General features: G+C 38.7%; 22 protein-coding genes. 13 read left to right on the plus strand and 9 right to left on the minus strand.

Annotated features, from left to right (window positions below; translation table 11 throughout):
* Positions 1–113 precede the first annotated feature (113 nt).
* The 3 genes from ACOZ9X_RS10880 to ACOZ9X_RS10890 all read left to right on the plus strand — a co-directional run bounded on the left by ACOZ9X_RS10880 (position 114) and on the right by ACOZ9X_RS10890 (position 1,599).
* The gene (locus ACOZ9X_RS10880) at positions 114–926 is read left to right on the plus strand and encodes a Cof-type HAD-IIB family hydrolase (protein ID WP_423418129.1); all 813 of its coding nucleotides are present in this window, start codon (positions 114–116) and stop codon (positions 924–926) included.
* Between the two features lie 137 nt (positions 927–1,063).
* Positions 1,064–1,207, plus strand: a complete 144-nt coding sequence (locus ACOZ9X_RS10885; RefSeq protein ID WP_198766847.1) for a hypothetical protein — start codon at positions 1,064–1,066, stop codon at positions 1,205–1,207.
* 2 nt (positions 1,208–1,209) lie between these two features.
* The gene (locus ACOZ9X_RS10890; RefSeq protein WP_423418130.1) at positions 1,210–1,599 is read left to right on the plus strand and encodes a DUF3813 domain-containing protein; all 390 of its coding nucleotides are present in this window, start codon (positions 1,210–1,212) and stop codon (positions 1,597–1,599) included.
* A gap of 29 nt (positions 1,600–1,628) precedes the next feature.
* On the opposite strand, the gene ACOZ9X_RS10895 is transcribed toward ACOZ9X_RS10890, so the two are convergent.
* Positions 1,629–2,216, minus strand: coding sequence for a GDSL-type esterase/lipase family protein (locus ACOZ9X_RS10895; protein ID WP_423418131.1), 588 nt, complete (start codon positions 2,214–2,216; stop codon positions 1,629–1,631).
* Between the two features lie 149 nt (positions 2,217–2,365).
* Between ACOZ9X_RS10895 and ACOZ9X_RS10900 the strand changes: the two genes are divergently transcribed.
* The 3 genes from ACOZ9X_RS10900 to ACOZ9X_RS10910 are packed head-to-tail and all read left to right on the plus strand — an operon-like array spanning position 2,366 to position 3,280.
* Positions 2,366–2,818 (plus strand): GNAT family N-acetyltransferase, encoded by a 453-nt coding sequence (locus ACOZ9X_RS10900; RefSeq protein ID WP_066393046.1) that lies wholly within the window; start codon positions 2,366–2,368, stop codon positions 2,816–2,818.
* Positions 2,819–2,844: 26 nt separating this feature from the next.
* Positions 2,845–3,105: a NifU N-terminal domain-containing protein gene (locus tag ACOZ9X_RS10905; RefSeq protein ID WP_066393044.1), complete on the plus strand. Its 261-nt coding sequence runs from the start codon at positions 2,845–2,847 to the stop codon at positions 3,103–3,105.
* A gap of 52 nt (positions 3,106–3,157) precedes the next feature.
* On the plus strand, positions 3,158–3,280 hold the full coding sequence (locus ACOZ9X_RS10910; RefSeq protein WP_423418132.1) for a hypothetical protein: 123 nt from the start codon (positions 3,158–3,160) through the stop codon (positions 3,278–3,280).
* Between the two features lie 291 nt (positions 3,281–3,571).
* Here ACOZ9X_RS10910 and ACOZ9X_RS10915 read toward each other — a convergent pair whose 3' ends face one another.
* Together ACOZ9X_RS10915 and ACOZ9X_RS10920 are read right to left on the minus strand one after the other, a co-directional pair.
* Positions 3,572–4,384 (minus strand): BsuPI-related putative proteinase inhibitor, encoded by an 813-nt coding sequence (locus ACOZ9X_RS10915; protein WP_423418133.1) that lies wholly within the window; start codon positions 4,382–4,384, stop codon positions 3,572–3,574.
* 141 nt (positions 4,385–4,525) lie between these two features.
* A complete protein-coding gene (locus ACOZ9X_RS10920) occupies positions 4,526–5,392 on the minus strand; it encodes a YitT family protein (protein ID WP_423418134.1) in 867 nt (288 codons plus the stop codon).
* A 161-nt stretch (positions 5,393–5,553) separates the two neighbouring features.
* On the opposite strand from ACOZ9X_RS10920, the gene ACOZ9X_RS10925 reads away from it, so the two are divergent.
* Positions 5,554–6,417 carry a DegV family protein gene (locus ACOZ9X_RS10925; protein WP_423418135.1) on the plus strand — a complete coding sequence of 288 codons (864 nt, stop codon included), beginning with the start codon at positions 5,554–5,556 and terminating at the stop codon, positions 6,415–6,417.
* Positions 6,418–6,473: 56 nt separating this feature from the next.
* On the plus strand, positions 6,474–6,611 hold the full coding sequence (locus ACOZ9X_RS10930) for a hypothetical protein (RefSeq protein WP_416731286.1): 138 nt from the start codon (positions 6,474–6,476) through the stop codon (positions 6,609–6,611).
* 67 nt (positions 6,612–6,678) lie between these two features.
* Here ACOZ9X_RS10930 and ACOZ9X_RS10935 read toward each other — a convergent pair whose 3' ends face one another.
* A complete protein-coding gene (locus ACOZ9X_RS10935; RefSeq protein ID WP_423418136.1) occupies positions 6,679–7,812 on the minus strand; it encodes a histidine kinase N-terminal domain-containing protein in 1,134 nt (377 codons plus the stop codon).
* A 484-nt stretch (positions 7,813–8,296) separates the two neighbouring features.
* Here ACOZ9X_RS10935 and ACOZ9X_RS10940 point away from each other — a divergent pair, with 484 nt between their 5' ends.
* Genes ACOZ9X_RS10940 through ligD form a run of 3 tightly spaced genes read left to right on the plus strand, consistent with a single transcriptional unit; the run spans position 8,297 to position 11,036 of the window.
* The gene (locus ACOZ9X_RS10940; RefSeq protein WP_423418274.1) at positions 8,297–9,184 is read left to right on the plus strand and encodes a Ku protein; all 888 of its coding nucleotides are present in this window, start codon (positions 8,297–8,299) and stop codon (positions 9,182–9,184) included.
* On the plus strand, positions 9,181–10,143 hold the full coding sequence (locus ACOZ9X_RS10945) for an RNA ligase family protein (RefSeq protein WP_423418137.1): 963 nt from the start codon (positions 9,181–9,183) through the stop codon (positions 10,141–10,143). Before ACOZ9X_RS10940 ends, ACOZ9X_RS10945 begins: the two co-directional genes overlap by 4 nt.
* Positions 10,116–11,036: a non-homologous end-joining DNA ligase gene (gene ligD / locus ACOZ9X_RS10950; protein WP_423418138.1), complete on the plus strand. Its 921-nt coding sequence runs from the start codon at positions 10,116–10,118 to the stop codon at positions 11,034–11,036. Before ACOZ9X_RS10945 ends, ligD begins: the two co-directional genes overlap by 28 nt.
* Before the next feature lie 140 nt (positions 11,037–11,176).
* Here ligD and ACOZ9X_RS10955 read toward each other — a convergent pair whose 3' ends face one another.
* The 5 genes from ACOZ9X_RS10955 to ACOZ9X_RS10975 all read right to left on the minus strand — a co-directional run bounded on the left by ACOZ9X_RS10955 (position 11,177) and on the right by ACOZ9X_RS10975 (position 17,442).
* Entirely contained in the window at positions 11,177–12,205 is a 1,029-nt protein-coding gene (locus tag ACOZ9X_RS10955) for a LacI family DNA-binding transcriptional regulator (RefSeq protein ID WP_423418139.1), read from the minus strand.
* Positions 12,206–12,365: 160 nt separating this feature from the next.
* On the minus strand, positions 12,366–13,895 hold the full coding sequence (locus ACOZ9X_RS10960; protein ID WP_423418140.1) for an alpha-amylase family glycosyl hydrolase: 1,530 nt from the start codon (positions 13,893–13,895) through the stop codon (positions 12,366–12,368).
* 30 nt (positions 13,896–13,925) lie between these two features.
* Positions 13,926–14,762: a sugar ABC transporter permease gene (locus ACOZ9X_RS10965; protein WP_066393025.1), complete on the minus strand. Its 837-nt coding sequence runs from the start codon at positions 14,760–14,762 to the stop codon at positions 13,926–13,928.
* 1 nt (position 14,763) lies between these two features.
* Positions 14,764–16,026, minus strand: a complete 1,263-nt coding sequence (locus ACOZ9X_RS10970) for a carbohydrate ABC transporter permease (protein WP_066393023.1) — start codon at positions 16,024–16,026, stop codon at positions 14,764–14,766.
* 147 nt (positions 16,027–16,173) lie between these two features.
* On the minus strand, positions 16,174–17,442 hold the full coding sequence (locus ACOZ9X_RS10975) for an extracellular solute-binding protein (RefSeq protein WP_423418141.1): 1,269 nt from the start codon (positions 17,440–17,442) through the stop codon (positions 16,174–16,176).
* Between the two features lie 334 nt (positions 17,443–17,776).
* On the opposite strand from ACOZ9X_RS10975, the gene ACOZ9X_RS10980 reads away from it, so the two are divergent.
* On the plus strand, positions 17,777–19,501 hold the full coding sequence (locus ACOZ9X_RS10980) for a glycoside hydrolase family 13 protein (protein WP_423418142.1): 1,725 nt from the start codon (positions 17,777–17,779) through the stop codon (positions 19,499–19,501).
* Positions 19,502–19,620: 119 nt separating this feature from the next.
* Complete coding sequence (locus ACOZ9X_RS10985) at positions 19,621–20,976, plus strand: MATE family efflux transporter (protein ID WP_423418143.1); 1,356 nt, start codon at positions 19,621–19,623, stop codon at positions 20,974–20,976.
* Positions 20,977–20,999 lie beyond the last annotated feature (23 nt).

Consider the following 20,999-nt stretch of genomic DNA (forward strand, 5'->3'; position numbering starts at 1 on the left):
CATCTTATCATGAGACATGTTTCTTTTTCATGAAAGACGCCCTGTATGAATAGACTTTTTGTAAGTAAAATAATACACTTTATATAAGCATCCTAAAAAAGGCAGGTACTTTCGTGACACAACCTTACTTAATTGCATTAGATCTTGATGGAACTTTATTAAACGATGAGAAAAAAATTCCTAGAAAAACAAAAGAACTACTTTTTCAATTGATCGATCATGGTCATCATGTTTGTATATCTACTGGTCGCCCTTTTCGGTCATCTAACATGTATTACGAGGAGTTAGAACTCAACACTCCTATAGTGAATTTTAATGGAGCCTTTGTTCATCATCCACATGATGCAAGTTTTGGTATTCACCATTCCCCACTTGAACTGGACGTTGCAAAACGTATCATTACAGCATGTGAGACGTTTAAAGTTAAGAATATTATGGTTGAGGTTCTTGATGATGTCTATCTAAAGAAACCTGATGAAGTTATTGTTAATACTTTCATCATGAATGAAAATCCTCTTCAAATTGGTGACCTTCATAAAACTTTAAAAGATGACCCTACGGCCATTCTGGTTCATCCAGAAGACCATCATATCTCGGAATTAAGAGCGATGCTCCAAAAGGAACATGCTGAAGTTGTCGACCAAAGAGTTTGGGCAGCTCCATGGAACATTATAGAGGTCATTCGCTCAGGTATCAGCAAAGCTTCAGGTCTAGAGAAAGTCGCCGCATACTACAACATCCCACAAGAACGTATTGTAGCTTTTGGAGATGAAGACAATGATTTTGAAATGATCGAATATGCAGGTCATGGAGTGGCAATGGGAAATGCGATCGATGAACTTAAATCACGCGCTAATTATGTCACCCTCACAAACGAAGAAGAAGGTATTGCACATTACTTAAAAAATATTCTAAAACTTGTTTAAGCACGTTAAAGATCTTCAGCTGACTGTTAGCTGGAGATCTTTTTTCCATTTCTTTTTTAAAGCGTTTGAAGTTTCTAGCTACATATTGTACTTCTTACGGTAAAAACTAAACGTACGGGAGAAAAGGAGGAATTCCAATGAGTAAAAAAAGTCGTTCCAAACGTTCAATCAAGCAAGGTGCTGATATGGTAAGTCAGGAAACAACAATGGCTTTCAGTAAAGATGAGCAACAAGATCGCAAACGTGAAAAAGAAGAAAGAAATTCATTAGGAGGCATATAACGATGGCTAACAGATTATTTCAAATCGCGAGAAATGCCGTTCAACAAGCTGTAGGAAAGGTACAACATTCAACCCATGATTTAAATAACCAGATTTCTAACAGTGAGCATGCCCCTCATGCTGAACTTTCTGGTCATGACAAAGAAGTAGCACAAAATGCTCTTTCTTCTGCAATGGCTAATTCTTCTGATGCAGAGCGTGCTCAGTTGGCAGAATTTCAAAAAGAATTGGATAGACACACGGGTGTTTCGTCTCATGTGAATTCTGGTTCTCAACATGCTGAAAACCAACACTCGGAGACAAGTCAGCCTCAGTCATTTACGCAAGCGACTGGCTTAAGTTTAGAAGACGCCGAGAGCTTATTAGAAGAAAACCCTGATCGCCTAAATTAAATGGTTAAAAAGGAACAGCTTTCTCTTTTTCAAGGAGAAAGCTGTTTTTTTGGAAATGTGATGGAAGTCAAAGTTTTGATTTTTCTTAACACAAGTTCACTAAGCTGTTCATATCCCATTTTATTAAAATGAAGACCATCATCAATTACGTATTTTTGAATGTTCTTATCAACTAGTATTTCAAACAATGGTATATAAGATGTCCCCTCTTGTTTCGCTACTTTTTTTACGGTTTGTGCGTATTTTTTCATCCTATCATTCGTTCGAGCTTTCTGTTGGTCTTCAAACACGGGAGCTGGACTGATCAGGATGACTTTATCAGCTCCGATTTTATTCACCATATATGTTAGGTTCTTTTCGTATTCTGCTAATGGAATAAGTCTATGATCGCTTGAATCGTTGGCACCAAAAAGAATGGTGACAATATCAGGATGATGCCGAAGAACGTCATCTTGCAGTCTCACAAGGGCAGCTCTCGTCGTCTCTGCAGGTATCCCAGCATTCATTACAACCCACTCGGTTAATTCTTGTCTCAAACGGGAAGTTAATCTAAGTGAGCCATCTTTACTCTTTTCTTTTGATGTGATGCTGTCTCCAAAACATACAAGAGTCTTCATTTTCTTCTCATCTCCTCTATCGATTATCTCTAATTAAACTATTCGAAAGAAATTACCATTTATCAAACGTCAAACCGCTATTATTTTTGTTATAATGTGTTATGTGAAGAAGATATCTTATGTTTTTAGAGTAATTTTGGGGGCATTGTATGAAAATATATCGTGTAACGAATGAAGCTGAAACTCATATCATTGAAGAAATTGCCCATTTATTCTTACAGCAGCGTACGATGGACGGTGAGCCAGAAGAGAAATCCAGAACGTTTGCTGGTATTAAGATGGCGCTTGAAAACCCAGATAAAAGCGGAATCATCATTGCAGAAGAAGAAAACTCCGTGATTGGACTTGCCTTTTTTAACTTAGGAGTAAGTCTTCGGATCGGTGGACCTTACCTTTGGTTAAATGAGCTTTATGTACATGAGGAGCATCGAAACAGAGGAATCGCCCGTAAACTTTTGCTACACTTGATCTATTGGGCTGAGAGAGATGGTATCAAATCCATTGAACTTGAAACAGGAATCAACAACTCTGTTACGAAGCATCTGTACAATTCATTGGATTTCCATGATATCATCTCTAAAAGATATGCATTTCATTTTTAATACTATTATTTTAAGGAGTGTTCGTAATGGCAGTAGAATTTTCGATCCAACCAACACCGAATCCTAACGCAATCAAATTTGATGGTTCAGAGAAATTTCTAGAAGGAAGACTTTCTGCACGTGTAGGTGATGATTCAGACTCCCCTCTAGCTAAAGCACTATTATCCATTGATGGAGTAGAATCGATTTTTGGTTTTGAAAACTTTATTACAGTAAATAAAACAAATGACAGTGACTGGAACGAATTGATGCCAGAAATTCAAAAAGCATTAGAAGAAAATGCTTAAGTTGTTTACACCAGCCTTTACGACCGGGCTGGTTTTTTGTTGGTGATTTTTTGTGAAAAAGCCAGTTTTCGTAAACATTGTTGCCTTTGGAAGTGTTGATTTCCGTTCAAGGCTGCTCGCTTTCCACGGGGCAGACGCTGAGCCACATTCGTACGTATCACTCTTAAGTGTCTAAGCTGTCTAGTTACAGTGGCTAGACCCTCTAGGTGAAAAGTTTAACGGTCTGTGATGAAAAGTGCGCCTTCATAGCCCATTCAACTTTTGCTTGTAGGGGCTGAACGAGCCACTTCCACTTTTCGAACTGTCCGCCTTTATGCTCCTTGCTCCTGCGTCTACAAGTTAATGCTAGCGGAGCAAGCTTCCTCGTCGCATGCCTTGCGAGATGCATTTCAGGTGGTAGGCACGCACCTTCCACAGTTGTCAAAGGTGACAAGGAGTTAAAAGCAACAACCTTTTAATAAAGACCTTATTTAAAGGACTCAAGCGGCACTGCTAGTGTATCTGCTTTTTCCCCGTTCTTAGGACTATAGTAAAACAGTTCGAGCATGAGCGTACCGTTTATCGGCAGATCATCCTCCGGAATTTTAACTTCAAACGAAAATGGAGCCCAATCTGGCCCGCCTTTCTCGACTTGTTCATTCTTTTCGATAAAAACGTTATGACCATCAGAAACAGAATAGGCAAATGAGCCTTCAAACACTCTTGCCTCCCCTGATACTTTATATGTACCGTCTTTACCTGAAAAGTGTATATTTCGAAAAGCATCGTTTATCATTTCTTCAGATCCGCCTTGAAGAGTAAGCGTTTCTTCTACTGTTAGACTCTCAGTCCTCAATGATCCTGGTGCTATTTTATTAGGTAGAAAATTTGCTTTAACTGTATATATGCCTGCTTTATTATTCTCTGCAGGAATCTTCCACTTTGTTTTCCAAATATGACTTGCGTGAGCTTTGATATGTACGTCCTCTCGTTTCTTCTCATAGTTCTTTCCTTTAGAATGTCTGAAAACTTCTTTTTTCGAAGAATCCAAGATCGCCACATCAAACATTTTTGAACGATTAAAAGATAGAGTAACCGTATGATTGCTATGATTCTCAAGAACGGCGAGCACATCAATCCCATCGTTTCTTTGCTGGATGGATAGAACGGGATTGAGTTGAGAAGTTACTTCAACGTCTTTAACTTTAGGCTTATCTTCTTCTTTGTTACAAGCTGACAGTAAGAAGATAATGGTGCAAACAGTTAGTAAAGCGATAATCGGTGTTCTAAATGACTTCATATTTTCATTCACCTCACTTTCATTTTTACCTTTATATGGAGTTTTTATTGAAAACATTCACAAAAAAAACACACGGAATGGATCTTGTCCATACCGTGTGTACAAAAATGAATGGTTTGTAATTGTGTGGGGTCAGACCCCTTAGTCATTTCTGAAGAAGCCGTAGATGCCTGTTGTGTGAACGATATTTGTGAAGGCATTCGGATCTACCTCTTTAAGCACTTTCTCTAGATCATAAAGTTCATAGCGTGTGATCACGATGATGAGCATCTCTTTATCTTGCTTAGAGAATGCGCCTTTAGCCGGTACTATTGTAATGCCTCGAACCATTTTTCCGTGAATGGCCTCTTGGATCTCATTTCCCTTCTTCGTAACGATCATCGCTGTTAGTTTTTCATGACGCGTATGTACAGCGTCAATAACGCGTGATGATACATAGAGAGCTACAAGCGTATATAACGCCTTCTCCCAACCGAATAGGAAACCTGCTGCAAGTATGATCAAACCATTAAGGATAAAGAAATAACCACCGATCGGCTTGTTCTTCATTCTTGATAAGATCATGGCGATAATATCAAGTCCTCCTGTTGATGCTCCATACTTCAATGTAACACCAACACCTAATGCAGCGATAACCCCGCCGAAAACCGCATTCAAGAGTATATCGGATGAAACGACTGTAATAGGTATGATCTCTAGAAACGCCGTGATCATGATGACACTCAAGAAACTATATACCGTAAATGACTTTCCTACTTTCAGCCAGCCTAAAATCGTCACAGGAATATTAAATAATAAGTACAAAATACCAGTGCTGATCGGAAAATCCGTATTAACGAGCAGTGATGAAATCAGCTGAGAAACACCTGTAAATCCACTCGCATAAACCTTTGCCGGTATTAAGAACATGTTAAGTGAGACGGCATTAAGCAGGGCTCCTACGATTATAAAAAAGATCTTTTTAAGTTCAGTTATCCCTAGATCATTTAAACGAAAACGTTCTGTCATGAGTGAGAGTCCCTCCTTTTTTCATTAATCCAAGATTCATTTTTAACAGATAAAGATACCCCGCGTCAATAGTCATAAGAGCTATTTTTTCAAACATGGTCATTGCCTTTTCATTCCATCACAAGTTAAACTAAAGAAAAAAGCCAAGCAGGTGAACAATAATGACTACGATAATATCCGATACAGGATCTGATCTACCTAAACAATTATTGGACGAATACGAGATTATCATGCTGCCTCTAATCGTACAGGTCAATGATGAAGAGTATTTAGATCGATCTAACATCGAACCAAAACAGTTATATACATATATGAAGGAAGGCGCCGTCCCAAAAACAGCTCAAGTTCCTCCGTCGATCATTAAAGAAACTTTAACTTCATGTGCGAGAAATGGACAACCTGCCATCTATATCACTTTATCTTCAGGAATCAGTGGAACGTATCAAACAGCTGTACTTATGAAAAATGAAGTGCTTGAAGAATATCCAAACGCTCAAATAGAAGTCTATGATAGCCAAGCCGCATCATTAGGCTATGGTTTGATGGTCTATGAAGCAGCTAAAGAAGCCAAGGAAGGAAAATCCTTTGATGAGATTCTTCACACGCTTCAACACTACCAGAACCACCTTGAACATATTTTTACCGTTGATGACCTTGAATATTTATTGCGCGGCGGCAGAGTGAGTAAAACGGCAGCTGTCATGGGGACACTTTTAAAAATTAAGCCTGTTCTTCACATGGAAGATGGAAAACTTTTTCCACTTGAAAAACTACGTGGAAAGAAAAAAGTTCTAGGACGCATGGTAGAAATCATGAAAGAAAGAGCTTCATCTCTCGATGACATTACGATCGGCATCAGTCATGCTGATGACACTGAAACGGCAAAAGCTTTAAAGAATTTGATTATTGAAGAAACAGGAAACAAAAACATTCTAGTTACGATGATCGGTTGTGCGATCGGCGCACACGCAGGTCCTGGAACAATAGCCTTGTTCTTCTTAAATACACCTAAAGAAGTATCTTAAAACATGATGAATAATGAGACCCCTTCTGACAGATGTTAGAGTCAGGAGGGATTTTTATGACGCACCATAATACAAAAGACAATAATAAACGTCCAGAAGATAATCAGGCAATGAATCAATTGAAAAATGAAGCAGAACTCCAGAGTAAACAAAAAGGAAAACAGCCATACTCAAAAAAACCTGATCATCTTTAAAGAAAAAGCCCCCTTACAAAAGGGAGCTTTTTTTCATATCCATATTTAGTTGGTCAGAAGGTAAGAATTAGATGATCGGAAATTTAATCGTAAAACAAGTGTCATCTCTTGTTGAATTTACTTCAATCGTCCCGTTATGTTTTTCAACGATCTGTTTACAAACAGAAAGTCCAAGTCCTGTTCCGAGTGACTTTGTGGTAACAAATGGTTCAAAAACGTTCTCAAGTAAATAATCAGGAATCGGATTCCCATTATTACAGATTGATAATTCTGCCACATTGTCTTCGTTTTTCATTAAAGAAACCTTAATCTTTCTCTCACCACTCCAGCCACTTAATTCTTCGACGGCATTCACTAGGATGTTCAATAACACCTGCTTGATCTGTGAACTGTCGCCCTCTGTAAACACGTCATTTTCAACCTGAGAAATGGTTACAATATTCGTTTCAGTAAAACGCGGATACATAAAGTTAAGCATTTCTTTCAAAAGTGAGGATAACGAGACTTTCTCGAGCTTATCTTGTAAGCCTCTCATCTTTGATAAATAGAGAAACTGTGTAATCTTTTCTTCAAGGCTCTGCATCTCATTTTGTATGATCTCAAAATAATACTCGGATTGGTCCGTCTTATCTAATTCTTTTTGTAAAAGATAGATGAAGCCCTTAACGGAAGTAAGTGGATTTCGAAATTCATGGGCAAAACTGGCTGCAATCTGTCCAAGCATGGTTAACCGATCGTGGTGCATCTCTTGGATAAACTGGTTTTTGCGGTCAATGATCGTATCCTTAAGCGCTGTATATTCTTGAACACTCAAGAAGACAAGTTGATCAAAATACCTTTGCATTTTTAGAACGCCATCGCCTTTTAATTGGTCATTTAAGAGCGAACACATTAAAAGTTCATAGACGATGCTCCGGCCGACGTTAATGTTATGAACAAAATCTCCAACATTCGCTTTTGCTTCAATTCGTTCCTTGGCGATCTTACTCGTTAGAGCTTGCAGTCTATCCAGTGAACTTGTTTCCAAAAAGTGAATCAGTTCTACAATCGTTTGATGACCGTTCTTTTTTACTTCTTCATAGAAAGGGTCATTTTGAGGCAACAGTACGTTTTCCAGCCATTTTTCTACAATGCTTGTTCTTTGGTTGTTTAAGAATTGAGCAAGTTCTGTATTTGATTGTGTGTTTGTACTGCTATCCAATGTTTATCACCCTTTTATTGAAAGGCTGTTTTCGTTTACATTGTTGCTCTTCGATAGTAGTTGATTTCCGCTACAGGTTGCTCGCTTTCCAGGAGCGTGCGGTGAGCCTCCTAGCTAGTTGCAGTGACTAGCCCCCTCGAATGTCAAAAGTTGATCAGTCAAGAAGGCAAACTGTGACTTCCTAGCCCATTTACCTTTTGCTTTTAGGGGCTGAACGAACCATTTTCCACATTTCCAACTAACCGCTCGTCCCATAGGAGTCTGCACCTTACGCTACAATCACTCCCATAGGAAGTAAAAAGAACATACAAATAAACAACAATTTTTAGGAAAAAGCCTATTAAAAAACTCTATTCTCATTATGAATGAAATTGCATGTTTCTACAATGCATTGTCGAAATCTGTTTAAACTATGGAAAAATATACATGATGTCGATTCGTATGGAGAAACTATCTGTAAATGAGTTTTGAAAGGATGGTTGTCATGCACACGATGTGGAAAGGCGCAATCAGCTTTGGTCTTGTAAATATTCCTATCAAGCTGTTTGCAGCAACTGAAAATAAAGATATTAAAATGAGATATTTACATGAGAAATGCCATAGTCCCGTTCAATATGAAAAGATTTGCCCTGTATGTGAAGAGACTGTGGACTCAAAAGAAATTGTAAAAGGATATGAGTATGAACCCGGTAAGTTCGTAGTGGTGGAAAAGGAGGAACTCGATGAACTAGCAGGTGTTTCTGATAAATCGATCGAGATCATCGATTTTATTAAGTTAGAGGAAATTGATCCTATCTTTTATAACCGTTCCTATTTCGTCGGACCTGGCGAGAACGGTACAAAATCTTTTGCCCTCTTAAAAAAGGCAATGGAAGACACTGGGAAGATCGGACTTGCCAAGTTCACACTTCGATCAAAAGAACACCTTGCAGCGGTTCGTGTATACAAAAACGGTCTAGTCTTGGAAACCATCTTTTATCCCGATGAAGTAAGGAATGTTGATCATGTTCCTGGTTTAACAGATGAAGTATCACTTAATGAAAAAGAAGTTGAGATGGCCAAACAGCTTATTGAACAATTAACCGCCCCGTTTGAGCCTGAAAAGTATGAAGACGAGTATCGTGAAACGGTTCTCGAATTGATTAACTCAAAAATTTCTGGTGATGAAGTGAAAGTTGCGAAAGAAAAACCGAGAACAAATGTTGTAGATCTTATGGAAGCACTTCAAGCTTCTATCAATGAAAGTAAAGGAAAAGAAACTGCTGATAGAGGTAAAAAGACGAAAGAAACAAGTTCTAAGAAAAGCAATGATTCAACAGAAACAAAGCCTAAAAAGAAAAAGTCAACAGCAAAGAAGAAAGCTAGTTCATGATCCAACCCTTTTTAAAACCGATGCTCCCTTCTCTTTCAAATGAATTGCCCATAGCAGATCAGTGGGTATATGAAGTGAAATATGACGGGTTTAGATGTTTACTTTACTGGGATCATTCAAATGTGATCATGACATCTAGAAATGGTCATCCTCTGCATGGTATTTTTCCTGAGGTTGCAGATCACCTTAAAAGCATTGAGCAACGTGTTAATCACATGTTTCCTCTTTTATTAGATGGAGAACTTTGCATTCTTGAAAACGAAAATAAAGCCAACTTTGAACACATTCAAAAAAGAGGCAGACTAAAACAATCTCGTAAAATTGCACAAGCTAGTAAAACAAATCCTTCTTCTTATTGTGCATTCGATCTGCTAGCCATTAAGGATGAATACATTTATCGGCGGAGTTTTTTTGAACGAAAAGAAAACTTGCAGAGTCTTCTTCAGGTTGCAGGAGTTCAAAGTAATATAGTTTCACCTGAGAGTTGCCTTAATTTTATTCCGTTTACTTCGGCAAGATCGGAAATAACGAAAAGAGTTCAAGTTGACAAGAGTGAAGGAATTGTAGCAAAGAGTCTTTCTAATAAATGGACTCCAGGACTTCGAACAAACGAATGGATCAAAGTGAAAAATCTTAAATATCATCCCTTTATCGTATTGGGTTATGATACGGAAAACGGTTTTTTCCATGTTGGCATAATGAATGAAGGGACCGTTCAGTTTGTTGGATTATTCTCTCATGGCATATCTCCTCAAGAGAAGGAAGCGTTGATTCAAATCATTAAGAAAAACATGAAAGACAGGAACGGTACGCTTATTATGATAGAACCTTCGATTTGTGTAGAACTTTCGTATTTAGAACTATACAAAAATCAATTGAGACAGCCAAGGTTTGTTTCATTTCGTTTTGATACAAACTGGGAGGAATGTACATGGGAAAGTCTTCAAAAGAACAAGTAGATCTTCCTGTTAACGGCGAGATCGTAACGTTAACAAGCCCTAACAAACCATTATGGCCGGATCACGATATTATTAAAGTTGAATACATCAATTATTTAACCCAAATAGCGCCTTATATGCTACCTTTTTTGATGAATCGATCTTTAACGGTCATTAGATATCCTCACGGAGTGAGTGAGGAAAAGTTCTATCAAAAGAATTGTCCAGATTATGCTCCACAATATGTACATACGAATATGGAAGAAGATATTAATTATATCGTTTGTAATAACTTACCTACATTGCTCTGGTTAGGAAACCAGCTTGCATTTGAGTTTCACATTCCTTACCGAACAGTTGAAAATGTTCACCCTTCAGAGATCGTGATGGATTTAGATCCTCCCTCTCGTAAGGAATTTCATCTATCGGTAGAAGCAGCGCTTTTGATAAAAGAAGTTTGTGATAAGTTACATCTCTGCACGTTTATCAAAACAAGCGGTAATAAGGGAATGCAGATCTATATTCCTTTGCCCGAACAAGCCGTTACATTTGATGAGTCACGTCTATTCACAGAGTTTCTAGCTCAGTATTTAATCGAACGTGAGCCGAAATGGTTTACGATCGAACGATTAAAAAAGAATCGTGGCAACCGTTGCTATATTGATTACATTCAGCACGCTGAAGGCAAAACCATTATTGCTCCCTATTCTGTAAGAGGAAACGACGATGCTTTAGTGGCTACTCCCCTATATTGGAAAGAAGTAAATGCTTCATTAAATCCTGAACAGTATCCACTTACTTCAATCATAGATCGGATAAAAGATGTAGATGATCCCTTTAAAGATTTTTTTTCTTGTAAAAGCAAACAGCCGATCCTACCTGTAATTAAGGCTCTTAAAGAAAAAAGTCTCTGAGAAGATTTGAAGTTATCTTCCTAGAGGCTTTTTTTGGTTTACTTTGTTGGTATTGAAAGTTGTTGATTTCCACTCCAGGTTGCTCGCTTTCCAGATTACCCATGGTCATTAAAACCCCGTTAAATCCATCAGACTGACTATTACTTCTTGCTAACTTTACTGCACGTCTGTCTTTCGATCAGCTGAAAGGGTACGACTACTCGTTTTGCTTCTTTTTCGGGACATTGAATGCATTCTAAGAGTCCCTTAGCCGCCTCATAACCGAGTTTAAAGATATTGATGTCTACAGATGTTAGTGAAGGTGATGAGAGTTCGGACAGCATAACGTTGTTGAAACTTAGTAACGAGATGTCATCGGGTACGGTCACACCTAGCTCGTTTAAAGTGCTCAAGACACCGAAGGACATAACGTCATCTATAACAAGAAGTGCTGACGGTGGCTCTCTTAATGCAAGAAGCTCTTTTACTGCTTCTTGCCCTCCTTCTTTTAAGAACTCTTCATGAACGATGTACTCATCTTTATAAGGCAGTCCTGCATTTCGTATCGCTTTTTCATAGCCTAATAACCGGTCGATGGTTACGACTAGATTCAAGTTTCCTCCTACAAAGCCGATTCGTTCGTGACCGAGCGATATGAGATATTCAGTCATTTCTTGAGCAGCTTTGAAGTTATCATTATCTATATGTGTGATACTTTCAGCGTTTTTAAACGGCTTACCAATTACTGTGAACGGGAATTTCTGTTCTTGCAGGTAGCACATAATCCGATCATCTACACGTGAATACAACATAACGATGCCATCCACTCGACGACCTTGTACCATTCGTACAACCCCTTCAAAGATTTCATCTTCTGTATGACCTGTCGACATGTATAGGGCGTATTCTTGTTCATGTGCAATCGTACTGATTCCTCTGATTACTTCTGGAAAAAACGGATTTTGAAACGCTTTGTCTGCAGAACTAGGCATGACAAGACCGATCGCCTGAGTGCTTCGGTTTGCCAAACTTCTTGCATTAAAGTTTGGATGATAGCCAAGATAATCCATCGCTTCTTTAACTTTTCGTTTTGTTTTTTCAGAAATTCGAGGATTATTAGCAATTACTCTTGAAACGGTTGAAGGTGCAACATCTGCTAATTTTGCTACGTCTTTTATCGTTACTGACATGTATAGTCCTCCTTTCAGACTATTTGGCATAGTGTATACGCTTACTTTATTCCATCAATTATTGTATAGCGTTCGTAGGAAAAAAGAAATATTAATTCCTTTCCACTTTTAATGTTTTCGGCTCTTTTGGTAAATTGATTTGTTATAAGACTTTTCAACTTTATAAAGTGCGTTTTTTTCTTTTTTTATAAATATAGAAAGAACTCAACAATAGAACGATTATTGCTGCCGCTATTAAGTAAAGCTTCCAATCGGAATCTGCTTCTTGTACAGAATAAATGTCAGCTGATTCCGAAGCCATATTCATTTCAACAGAAGTATCGTTCACCTTTATCTCTTCTTCTGATAACAGACTCACAAGTTTTTTATTATGAAGGCTTTTATCCGAAAAAGAAATAGCTGACTTCTTCTTATCATTGTTAAAAGCGATATAAAGTGTTTCATCCTGATATTTCCGTTTAAAAACGGCTTTCCCCTCTTTATCAACAATCATCGAATAATCGCCACGTCTAAGTGCAGGATGTTTCTGTCTAAGCTTTCCTAATTTTGAAGCGAACCTTTCAAAATTCTTATTCTGAGTAAAGTCCATCATGCGACGGTTGTCTGGATCTTTGGCTCCATCCATCATATGCTCTGTTCCTTGGTAGAGGATAGGAATACCAGGTGCAGAGTAAAGGTAAGTAAGAGCTAACTTCAACCTCTTTTCCGGATCTTCTTGCTTCAGCAGTGCTTCCCGCACAAATCGAATGTTATCGTGATTATCTATAAAATTTCCTAACATATACGGATCCCTATAATAGAACTTGTTGCGCTCCCAAACAGCGTTCAGCTCTGAAAGCGATTGCCCGCTTTGTCTAAATATACGGACCATCTCATTAAACAGTGGATAATCTACAAACGATTGAATTCCTGCTTTATTATACTCAGCAATATATCTTGGATCATTGTGCCAAACTTCACCGATCAAATAAAATCCAGGCTTAGTCTTATTCACTCGTTCTGAAAATTCTTGCCAAAAATCTTTTGGCACATGTTTTACAGTATCTAACCGATAGCCATCGATGTCAGTTTCTTTGATCCAATATTCAGCCATGTCGAGTAAGTACTTACGCGTTTCATTGTTCTCTGTGTTCAGATCGGGCAAACCAGCGAGCCAGCCGTTCTCAACTTCTGTTTGGTTATCCCAGTTGCCGATCTCCATTTCTGGGTGAAACCAATTCTTTTTTGACGCCTCTTCTAACCAAGGATGTTTATACCCTGTATGATTTACAACAAGATCTAATATGACTTTTATATCTCGATCATGCGCTTTTTTGACAAGCTGCTTTAACTCATCCTTTGAACCGAAATGTTCTTCCGTTTCATAGAAATCCTCCGTCCAATAACCGTGATAGCCTCCTGGTTCGTTCTTTACGACAGGCGTTAGCCAAATTGCCGTAACTCCAAGGTCATCAAGATAATCAAGTTTATCCATGACCCCTTTAAAGTCTCCCCCATGGTAAGCTGTGGGGTCATTAAGATCTACATCAAAATCGTTTTTCTTGTCTCCATTGTTGAACCTGTCCACCATGATAAAATAGATCGTTTCATCTTTCCATGATCGTTCTTCCTTTTTTTCTGCAAGCGCTTTATTTTGAACAGATAAAAAAAGAAGAAACGCGAAGCTTAAGAATACAATCCTTTTGCCCATCGTCGTTCCTCCTATATTGAGGTGCTGTGATTAACCTTTTGTACCACCAGCAGTTAAGCCAGAGATAAAGTAACGTTGCAGTGATAAGAACAATAGACCGATCGGAATCGCTACTAATACAGATCCCGCAGCAAATAGTGTGAAACTGTTCCCGAACTCATTCTTAATCATGTTAAACAGACCAACCGCGAGAGTCATCTTTTCATCTGAACTGATCAGAATGGACGCTAAGATAAAATCAGCGAACGGTGAGATGAAACTGAAAAGTGCGATTACCGCTAAGATTGGTTTTGAAAGCGGCAGGATGATCTGCCAAAAGATACGAAAGTGACCAGCGCCATCAATTCGCGCAGATTCGTCTAGTTCTTTTGGAATCGTATCGTAATAGTTCTTCGCCAAGTATGTGTTCATCGGAATCAATCCACCCACATAAACAAGGATTAAGGCAAAGTGTGTATCAAGCAAACCTACTTGGTAAGCTAGGATGTAGATAGCTAGAATCGCTACGAATTGTGGTATCATCTGCAAGATTAGGAAAAGAAGCAATCCATTCTTACGTCCAATAAACTTATATCTTGAGAATGCATAAGCGGTTAGGCCGATAAAGATAACAGAAAGAACCATCGTAATAAAACAAATCTTCAATGTGTTCCAATACCAGATCAGATAATCCGTCTCAGCAAATAGCTCTTTATAATGAGCAAGAGTCGCATTTTTTGGAATGATCGTAGAACTGGATAGAGTGTTTCCTGGATTAAAGGAAGAACCTATTACCCAAAGGATCGGATAGATCACGATTGCGATCGCTGACAATAATACTAGATAGGACAGAGTTAATCGAATTCTTCTTGCTGTTTTTATACTCATATTAAATCATTCCTTCGTCCTTAAATGATTTCGTTTTTCTAAACTGCCACAATGCAAGTGACACGATGATCAACGATAATAATACAGTTACAGCTGCAGCCTTGCTGTATTGAGCTGAAGTCATCGTTAAGTTGTAGATCCAAGAGATCAAGATGTCTGTCCCACCTGCATTTTGATCTGCTACTGCAGGTCCACCGTTGTTAAATAGATAGATAACGTTGAAGTTATTAAAGTTGAACGTGTATTGCGTAATTAATATTGGTGCTGTTGTAAATAAGACCATCGGAAGCGTGATCTTACGGAATTTATCCCAGTTCGATGCCCCATCCACAGTTGCCGCTTCATAAAGTTCACCAGGAATCGACTGAAGTACGCCCGTTGTCATTGCCATGATGAACGGGAAACCGAGCCATGATTGGATAAAGATTAAAGCCACCTTCGTATAGAACGGATCAGTCATCCACGGTATGGAATCGATTCCAAGTGGTGCTAAGATAGATTGGTTAATCGCTCCGAATGTGTCATTGAACAATCCTGAGAAAATTAAGATTGATACGAATGCTGGTACAGCCCATGGCAAGATTAATAGTGTTCGAATGATCCCTTTAAACTTAATTTCTTTTTGGTTCAATACAACTGCTAAGAAAATACCTACAGAAACTTGAAGTGTAGTCGCTGTAAATGTCCAGATAATTGTCCATGCAAATACAGAGATAAACGTCTCACGCCAAATGTCTAGAGAGAAAATTTCAATAAAATTCTTGAAACCAACCCAATCAACAAGCTTTGCAGGTGGTGAGTTGTATAAATTGTAGTTCGTAAATGCGAGCAACAACATAAAGATGATTGGAAAAATAACAACGAAGATCAACAATAAGAATCCAGGTCCAACCATTAAATAAGGAAACCCTTTGTCTACTACATTGTGATATTGCTCTTTGAGTGTGTTAAGTTTAACGCCGTTATCCCGTTTCTTTCCGTTTTGAAAAGCATCATAGATATTAAAGTAGTAAAATCCTAATCCAATGCCTACTACAAGTATAGAGATTACGCCGTTAACAAGTAAGAAGATGGAGTGATCTCTAGGCACTTCTGTTCCAAGTGTTACAATTCCCCAAAGTCCAATGTTTAGAAAATCAAGAAATGCTATAAAATAACAAATTGCTAAAAACAAGAATGCGAAACCTTTAACAAATTGCTTGTTATAAAATTGCCCCATTCCTGGAATGATTGACAGCAAAGCTGCAGTCTTACGGTGTGTCATTACAGGTTTCCCCTTTCTTTTCCCCACTTTTGTGTATTGTTCGAAAGATTTTAGGACCCATTTATATGTGAAATCTTTCCAACACACACAATAGTTAGAGAAAGCAGTACCCGCGACGTCTGGGTACCGCTTTCCAGTTACTGCTTATTATTTTTTACCGTGGTTCGCTTCAATGTTTTGTCCGATCGTCTTAACTGCGCTTTCTAGAGCAGCTTTTGGCTCAGACTTACCAGTTGCAGATAATTGAAGTGCGTTTGCAGCCGGAGCCCAAACTTCTGCCATTTCAGGAATGTTAGGCATTGGAACTCCACGTTCTGATTGAACGGCTACAGCTTTAGCTGCTTCGTTGTCTGCGATGATTGGGTCCTCCATTAAAGATACGATTGGAGGGATCTCTGCTGTTTTCTCAAAACGAGTCTTAGCATTTTCTTCGTTTGTGATGAACTCAACAAGCTTTGCAGCCCACTCTTGGTTAGGAGAGAATTGGCTTACGTTGTAACCTTTAACACCGATAAACGTTTTTACATCTTCACCGTTTGGAAGTTTAGGCATTGGTGAAACACCGATATCAATTCCAGCATCTTTATAGCCTTGGAAAGACCATGGTCCGTTCATAACTGAAGCAACTTTTCCTTCTTGGAAAAGACCGTCGATCGTAGGGCCAGCTTTTTCACCGATGATTCCTTTAGGGAATAAGCCGTCTTTGTACCAGCTAGTGATATAATCTAAACCTTCAACAGCACCTTTGTTAGAAAGACCAAGGTCTTTTGCATCTAAAGTTCCGTTGTCGTCTTTGAATACATAGCTTCCATATCCAGAAAGCACGCCATTTGCAAAGTAGAAGTCAGTCCAGTTAGCTAAGAAGCCATACTGTGCTCCACCTTTGTCACCTTTAGAGAATGCAAGTACATCATCAAAAGATTCAGGTGCTTCAGGCATTAATTTTTTGTTGTAGATGAAAACAGGTGTTTCAGTTGATTTTGGAAGTCCGTAAAGCTTTCCATCATATGTTAATGCGTTAATTGAAGATTCAGTGTAAAGCTTTGTTACATCATCAGATACTTTAATTGGTGCGATAAGACCTTCGATCGCTAATGGTCCAATACGGTCATGCGGAGTTGTAATAACATCCGGTCCTTTTTTAGCTGGTCCATCAAGACGAAGCTTCTCTTGTTGATCTAACATTGGGATTTCTTTCAGATCAACTTTGATGCCGTATTTCTCTTCGAACTTTTTGATCGCGTCTTTCGTTCCAGCACCTTTTTCTTGGTCTTCCCACATTACTAATTTTTCGGGCTTGTCTGCAGCCGAGTCTTTCTTACCGCCTGTAGAAGAACTGTCTTCTTGCGGTCCGCAAGCAGCTAAAGCACTTGCCGCTAGAGCAAAAGTTAAAGGCAAAGCTAATAACTTTTTCATCAAATTGTACCCCCCATTATTGTTAAAAGATCAAAGCATACAAACGTTTGCACAAATTAGCAAAAAAATATTTTCTGTCTTCTTATCAAGTTTTTGCCGTTTATGAAAACGATTGCATTACCTGCTCAATTTCATTATACCTATGCTTTGAATTTTTACAATACTTTTTTAATTATTTTTGGTTTCGCTTTCATTTCTCTTGATTTTATTGGTGAAAGCGGTTTATACTATCACCATTACAAGTTGAAGGCAATGTACGTTCCTTAGGGGTACAACCTAGTTTCTATAGGTTGTGCCCCATTTTTATTGCCCAAAACTGAGAGGAGTTTAAAATATGTTAAAAGAAGCAATCTACCACAGATCAGGCAACAACTTTGCTTATGCATATGACGAGACTACCCTACACATCCGACTTCGTACTAAAAAAGGTGATGTTGATTCTGTAACGTTAATTCACGGTGATCCTTATGACTGGACGAAGGATGGCTGGCAGACGTCTCGATCGCTCATGACACTTTCGGGTACAGACGAATATTTCGATTACTATTTTATAGCGATTCAACCCCCGTTTAGGCGTTTGCGGTATGGATTTGAACTAAAAAGCGGTGATGAAACGTTAGTGTTTACCGAAAAAGGCTTCTATAACGAAGCTCCGTTCGATGACACGGCTTATTACTTTTGTTTTCCATTCTTAAATGGCATTGATGTTTTTCGTGCCCCTTCTTGGGTGAAGGATACGGTTTGGTATCAAATCTTCCCTGAGCGTTTTGCAAATGGAGATACGAGCAACGATCCTGAAGGTTCTCTTCCGTGGGCAAGCGAAGAACCGAAATTCAATAATTTTTTTGGTGGAGATTTTCAAGGTGTGATTGATCACATCGATCACCTCGTTAAACTTGGTGTAACAGGAATCTACTTCACACCTATCTTTAAAGCAAAATCTAATCATAAATACGATACGATCGATTATTTAGAGATCGATCCACAGTTCGGTGATAAAGAAACGTTTAGGCAATTAGTGAAAGTATGTCATGAAAACGGTATTAAAGTTATGCTTGATGCCGTGTTCAATCATAGCGGGTACTATTTTGAACCGTTTCAGGATGTGTTAAGTAATCAAGAGAATTCTTCTTATAAGAATTGGTTCCATTTAAGAGAATTTCCAATCCAGACTGAACCACGCCCTAATTATGATACGTTTGCTTTTGAAAAAGCTATGCCGAAATTGAACACTGAAAACCCAGAGGTTCGCGAATACTTACTCAAGGTCGCTCGCTATTGGGTGGAAGAGTTTGATATTGATGGATGGAGATTAGATGTTGCAAATGAAGTGGATCATTCATTTTGGAGAGAATTCAGAACAGCTGTTAAGTCTGTCAAGCCAGATGCATATATCTTAGGTGAGATCTGGCATGATTCGATGAATTGGCTTCAAGGCGATCAGTTCGACGCCGTTATGAACTATCCATTCACAAATGCTGCCCTTGATTTTGTAGCAAAAGAAACGATCGATGCAAAAGTTTTTGCTGAAAAGATCACTGCCGTTCTTCATATGTACCCTGAAAACGTCAACGAAGCCGCGTTCAATCTTTTAGGCTCACACGATACAAAACGTGTTCTAACGTTCTGTGATGAAAATAAAGATAAGATGAAGTTATTGTTCTTATTGATGTTAACCTTTAAAGGAACACCGTGTATCTATTATGGCGACGAGATCGGTATGACGGGTGGTAATGATCCGGGTTGCAGAAAATGTATGGAATGGGATGAAACGAAACAGGATCTAAAACTGTTCAATCACATTCAAGCATTGCTTAGCCTTCGTCAAGATCACAAAGTATTAGCAAATGATGGGGAAATAAAGTTTATTAAGGCTGATGAGCAAACATTGGTTTATGAGCGTTCAACAGAAGAAGAAAGTGTTTGGATTCTTTTGAATGCTAGTGAACACAGCGTGGAACTTTCCATTGAGATCCCTGAAGATTACTCCCACGTTTTGGGGTCATCATTCTCAGGTTCTCTCCCTGGATATGGCTTTAGTATATATAGAAGAAAATAAATATGTTCCCTCCCCTCACTGTAAAAAGTGAGGGGATTTTATTTCAGTAAGTACTCATACCTGTTACAATAGGTAAATGTTAAAACCATACAATATAAACACGATGGAGAGGGATTCACATGAAAGGCAACAAAGCTGCTAAGCTTTCCCTTTTTGCCATAACGTGGCCAATTTTTATAGAGATTATGCTTCATATGTTGATGGGGAACGCCGATACTCTTATGCTCAGTCAATATTCCGATCATTCTGTAGCCGCTGTTGGTCTTACTAATCAACTGTTATCAATCGTAATCGTTATGTTTGGATTCGTTGCTACCGGAGCCAGCGTCGTTATTGCTCAGGCAATAGGTGCTAAGCTTGAACGAACGGCTGCTGAGGTAGCTGTCGTTGCGATCTTAGGGAACTTGCTTTTTGGGTTGCTCTTAAGTGCTGCATTATTAATCTTTGGAGATGTGTTCTTAAAATGGATGAATACGCCACCAGAGTTGATGGCGGAAGCATCTAGCTATCTTATGATCGTAGGAGGATTTTCATTTATCCAATCGGTCATCATGACGATAGGAGCTGCAATTAGAAGCTACGGTTTTACGAAAGATGCTATGTACGTGACGATTGGAATGAACATCTTAAACGTATTTGGAAACTATTTATTCATCTTCGGTGCTTTCGGCTTCCCTGTACTAGGTGTTGAAGGTGTAGCGATATCAACATCTGTTAGCCGCTTTTTAGGATTAGTTGTGATTCTTTATCTCTTGTTCAAGCGCTCTTCTATACCACTGCCCTTTGCGAGTTCAATCAAACTATTTCCTCTTCATATTAAAAGTGTATTAAAAATCGGATTACCCTCAGCTGGAGAGCACCTTTCCTACAGCGGTTCTCAGATGCTGATCACGTTCTTCATTACGCTGCTCGGTACAACTGCACTAACGACTAAAGTGTATACCTTTAATATTATGATGTTTATCTTCCTTTTCGCCGTAGCGATCGGTCAAGGTACACAGATATTAATCGGTCATTTAATAGGTGCAAAATCATACGACTCTGCTTATAAGATGTGTCTTAAAAGTCAGACGTATGCCATGATTATAAGTTTTCTTATGGCAGGTATAGCTTCTCTATTCGCAAAGCCACTTCTGTCTATTTTCACAGATAACCCTGAAATTATTAAGGAGGGTACTATTCTTTTATACTTAACGCTCCTGCTCGAACCTGGCCGTTCTTTTAATCTTGTTATCATTTCTAGTTTGAGAGCTGCAGGTGATGTGAAATTTCCGGTCATTATGGGTGTCATCTCTATGTGGGGAGTAAGTGTCCCTCTTGCCTACTTGTTGGGAATTACCTTTGATCTGGGGTTAATAGGGATCTGGCTAGCTTTCACTGCAGATGAATGGCTGCGGGGGTTATTCATGCTGTCGAGATGGCGTAATAGAAAGTGGCAAAAACAATTAGTCGTGGAACAAGAAGCAACTGCATAAATACAAAAAACCGGAGAACAGTA

The organism is Fictibacillus nanhaiensis, from assembly GCF_049537595.1.
GTDB lineage: Bacteria > Bacillota > Bacilli > Bacillales > Fictibacillaceae > Fictibacillus > Fictibacillus nanhaiensis_F.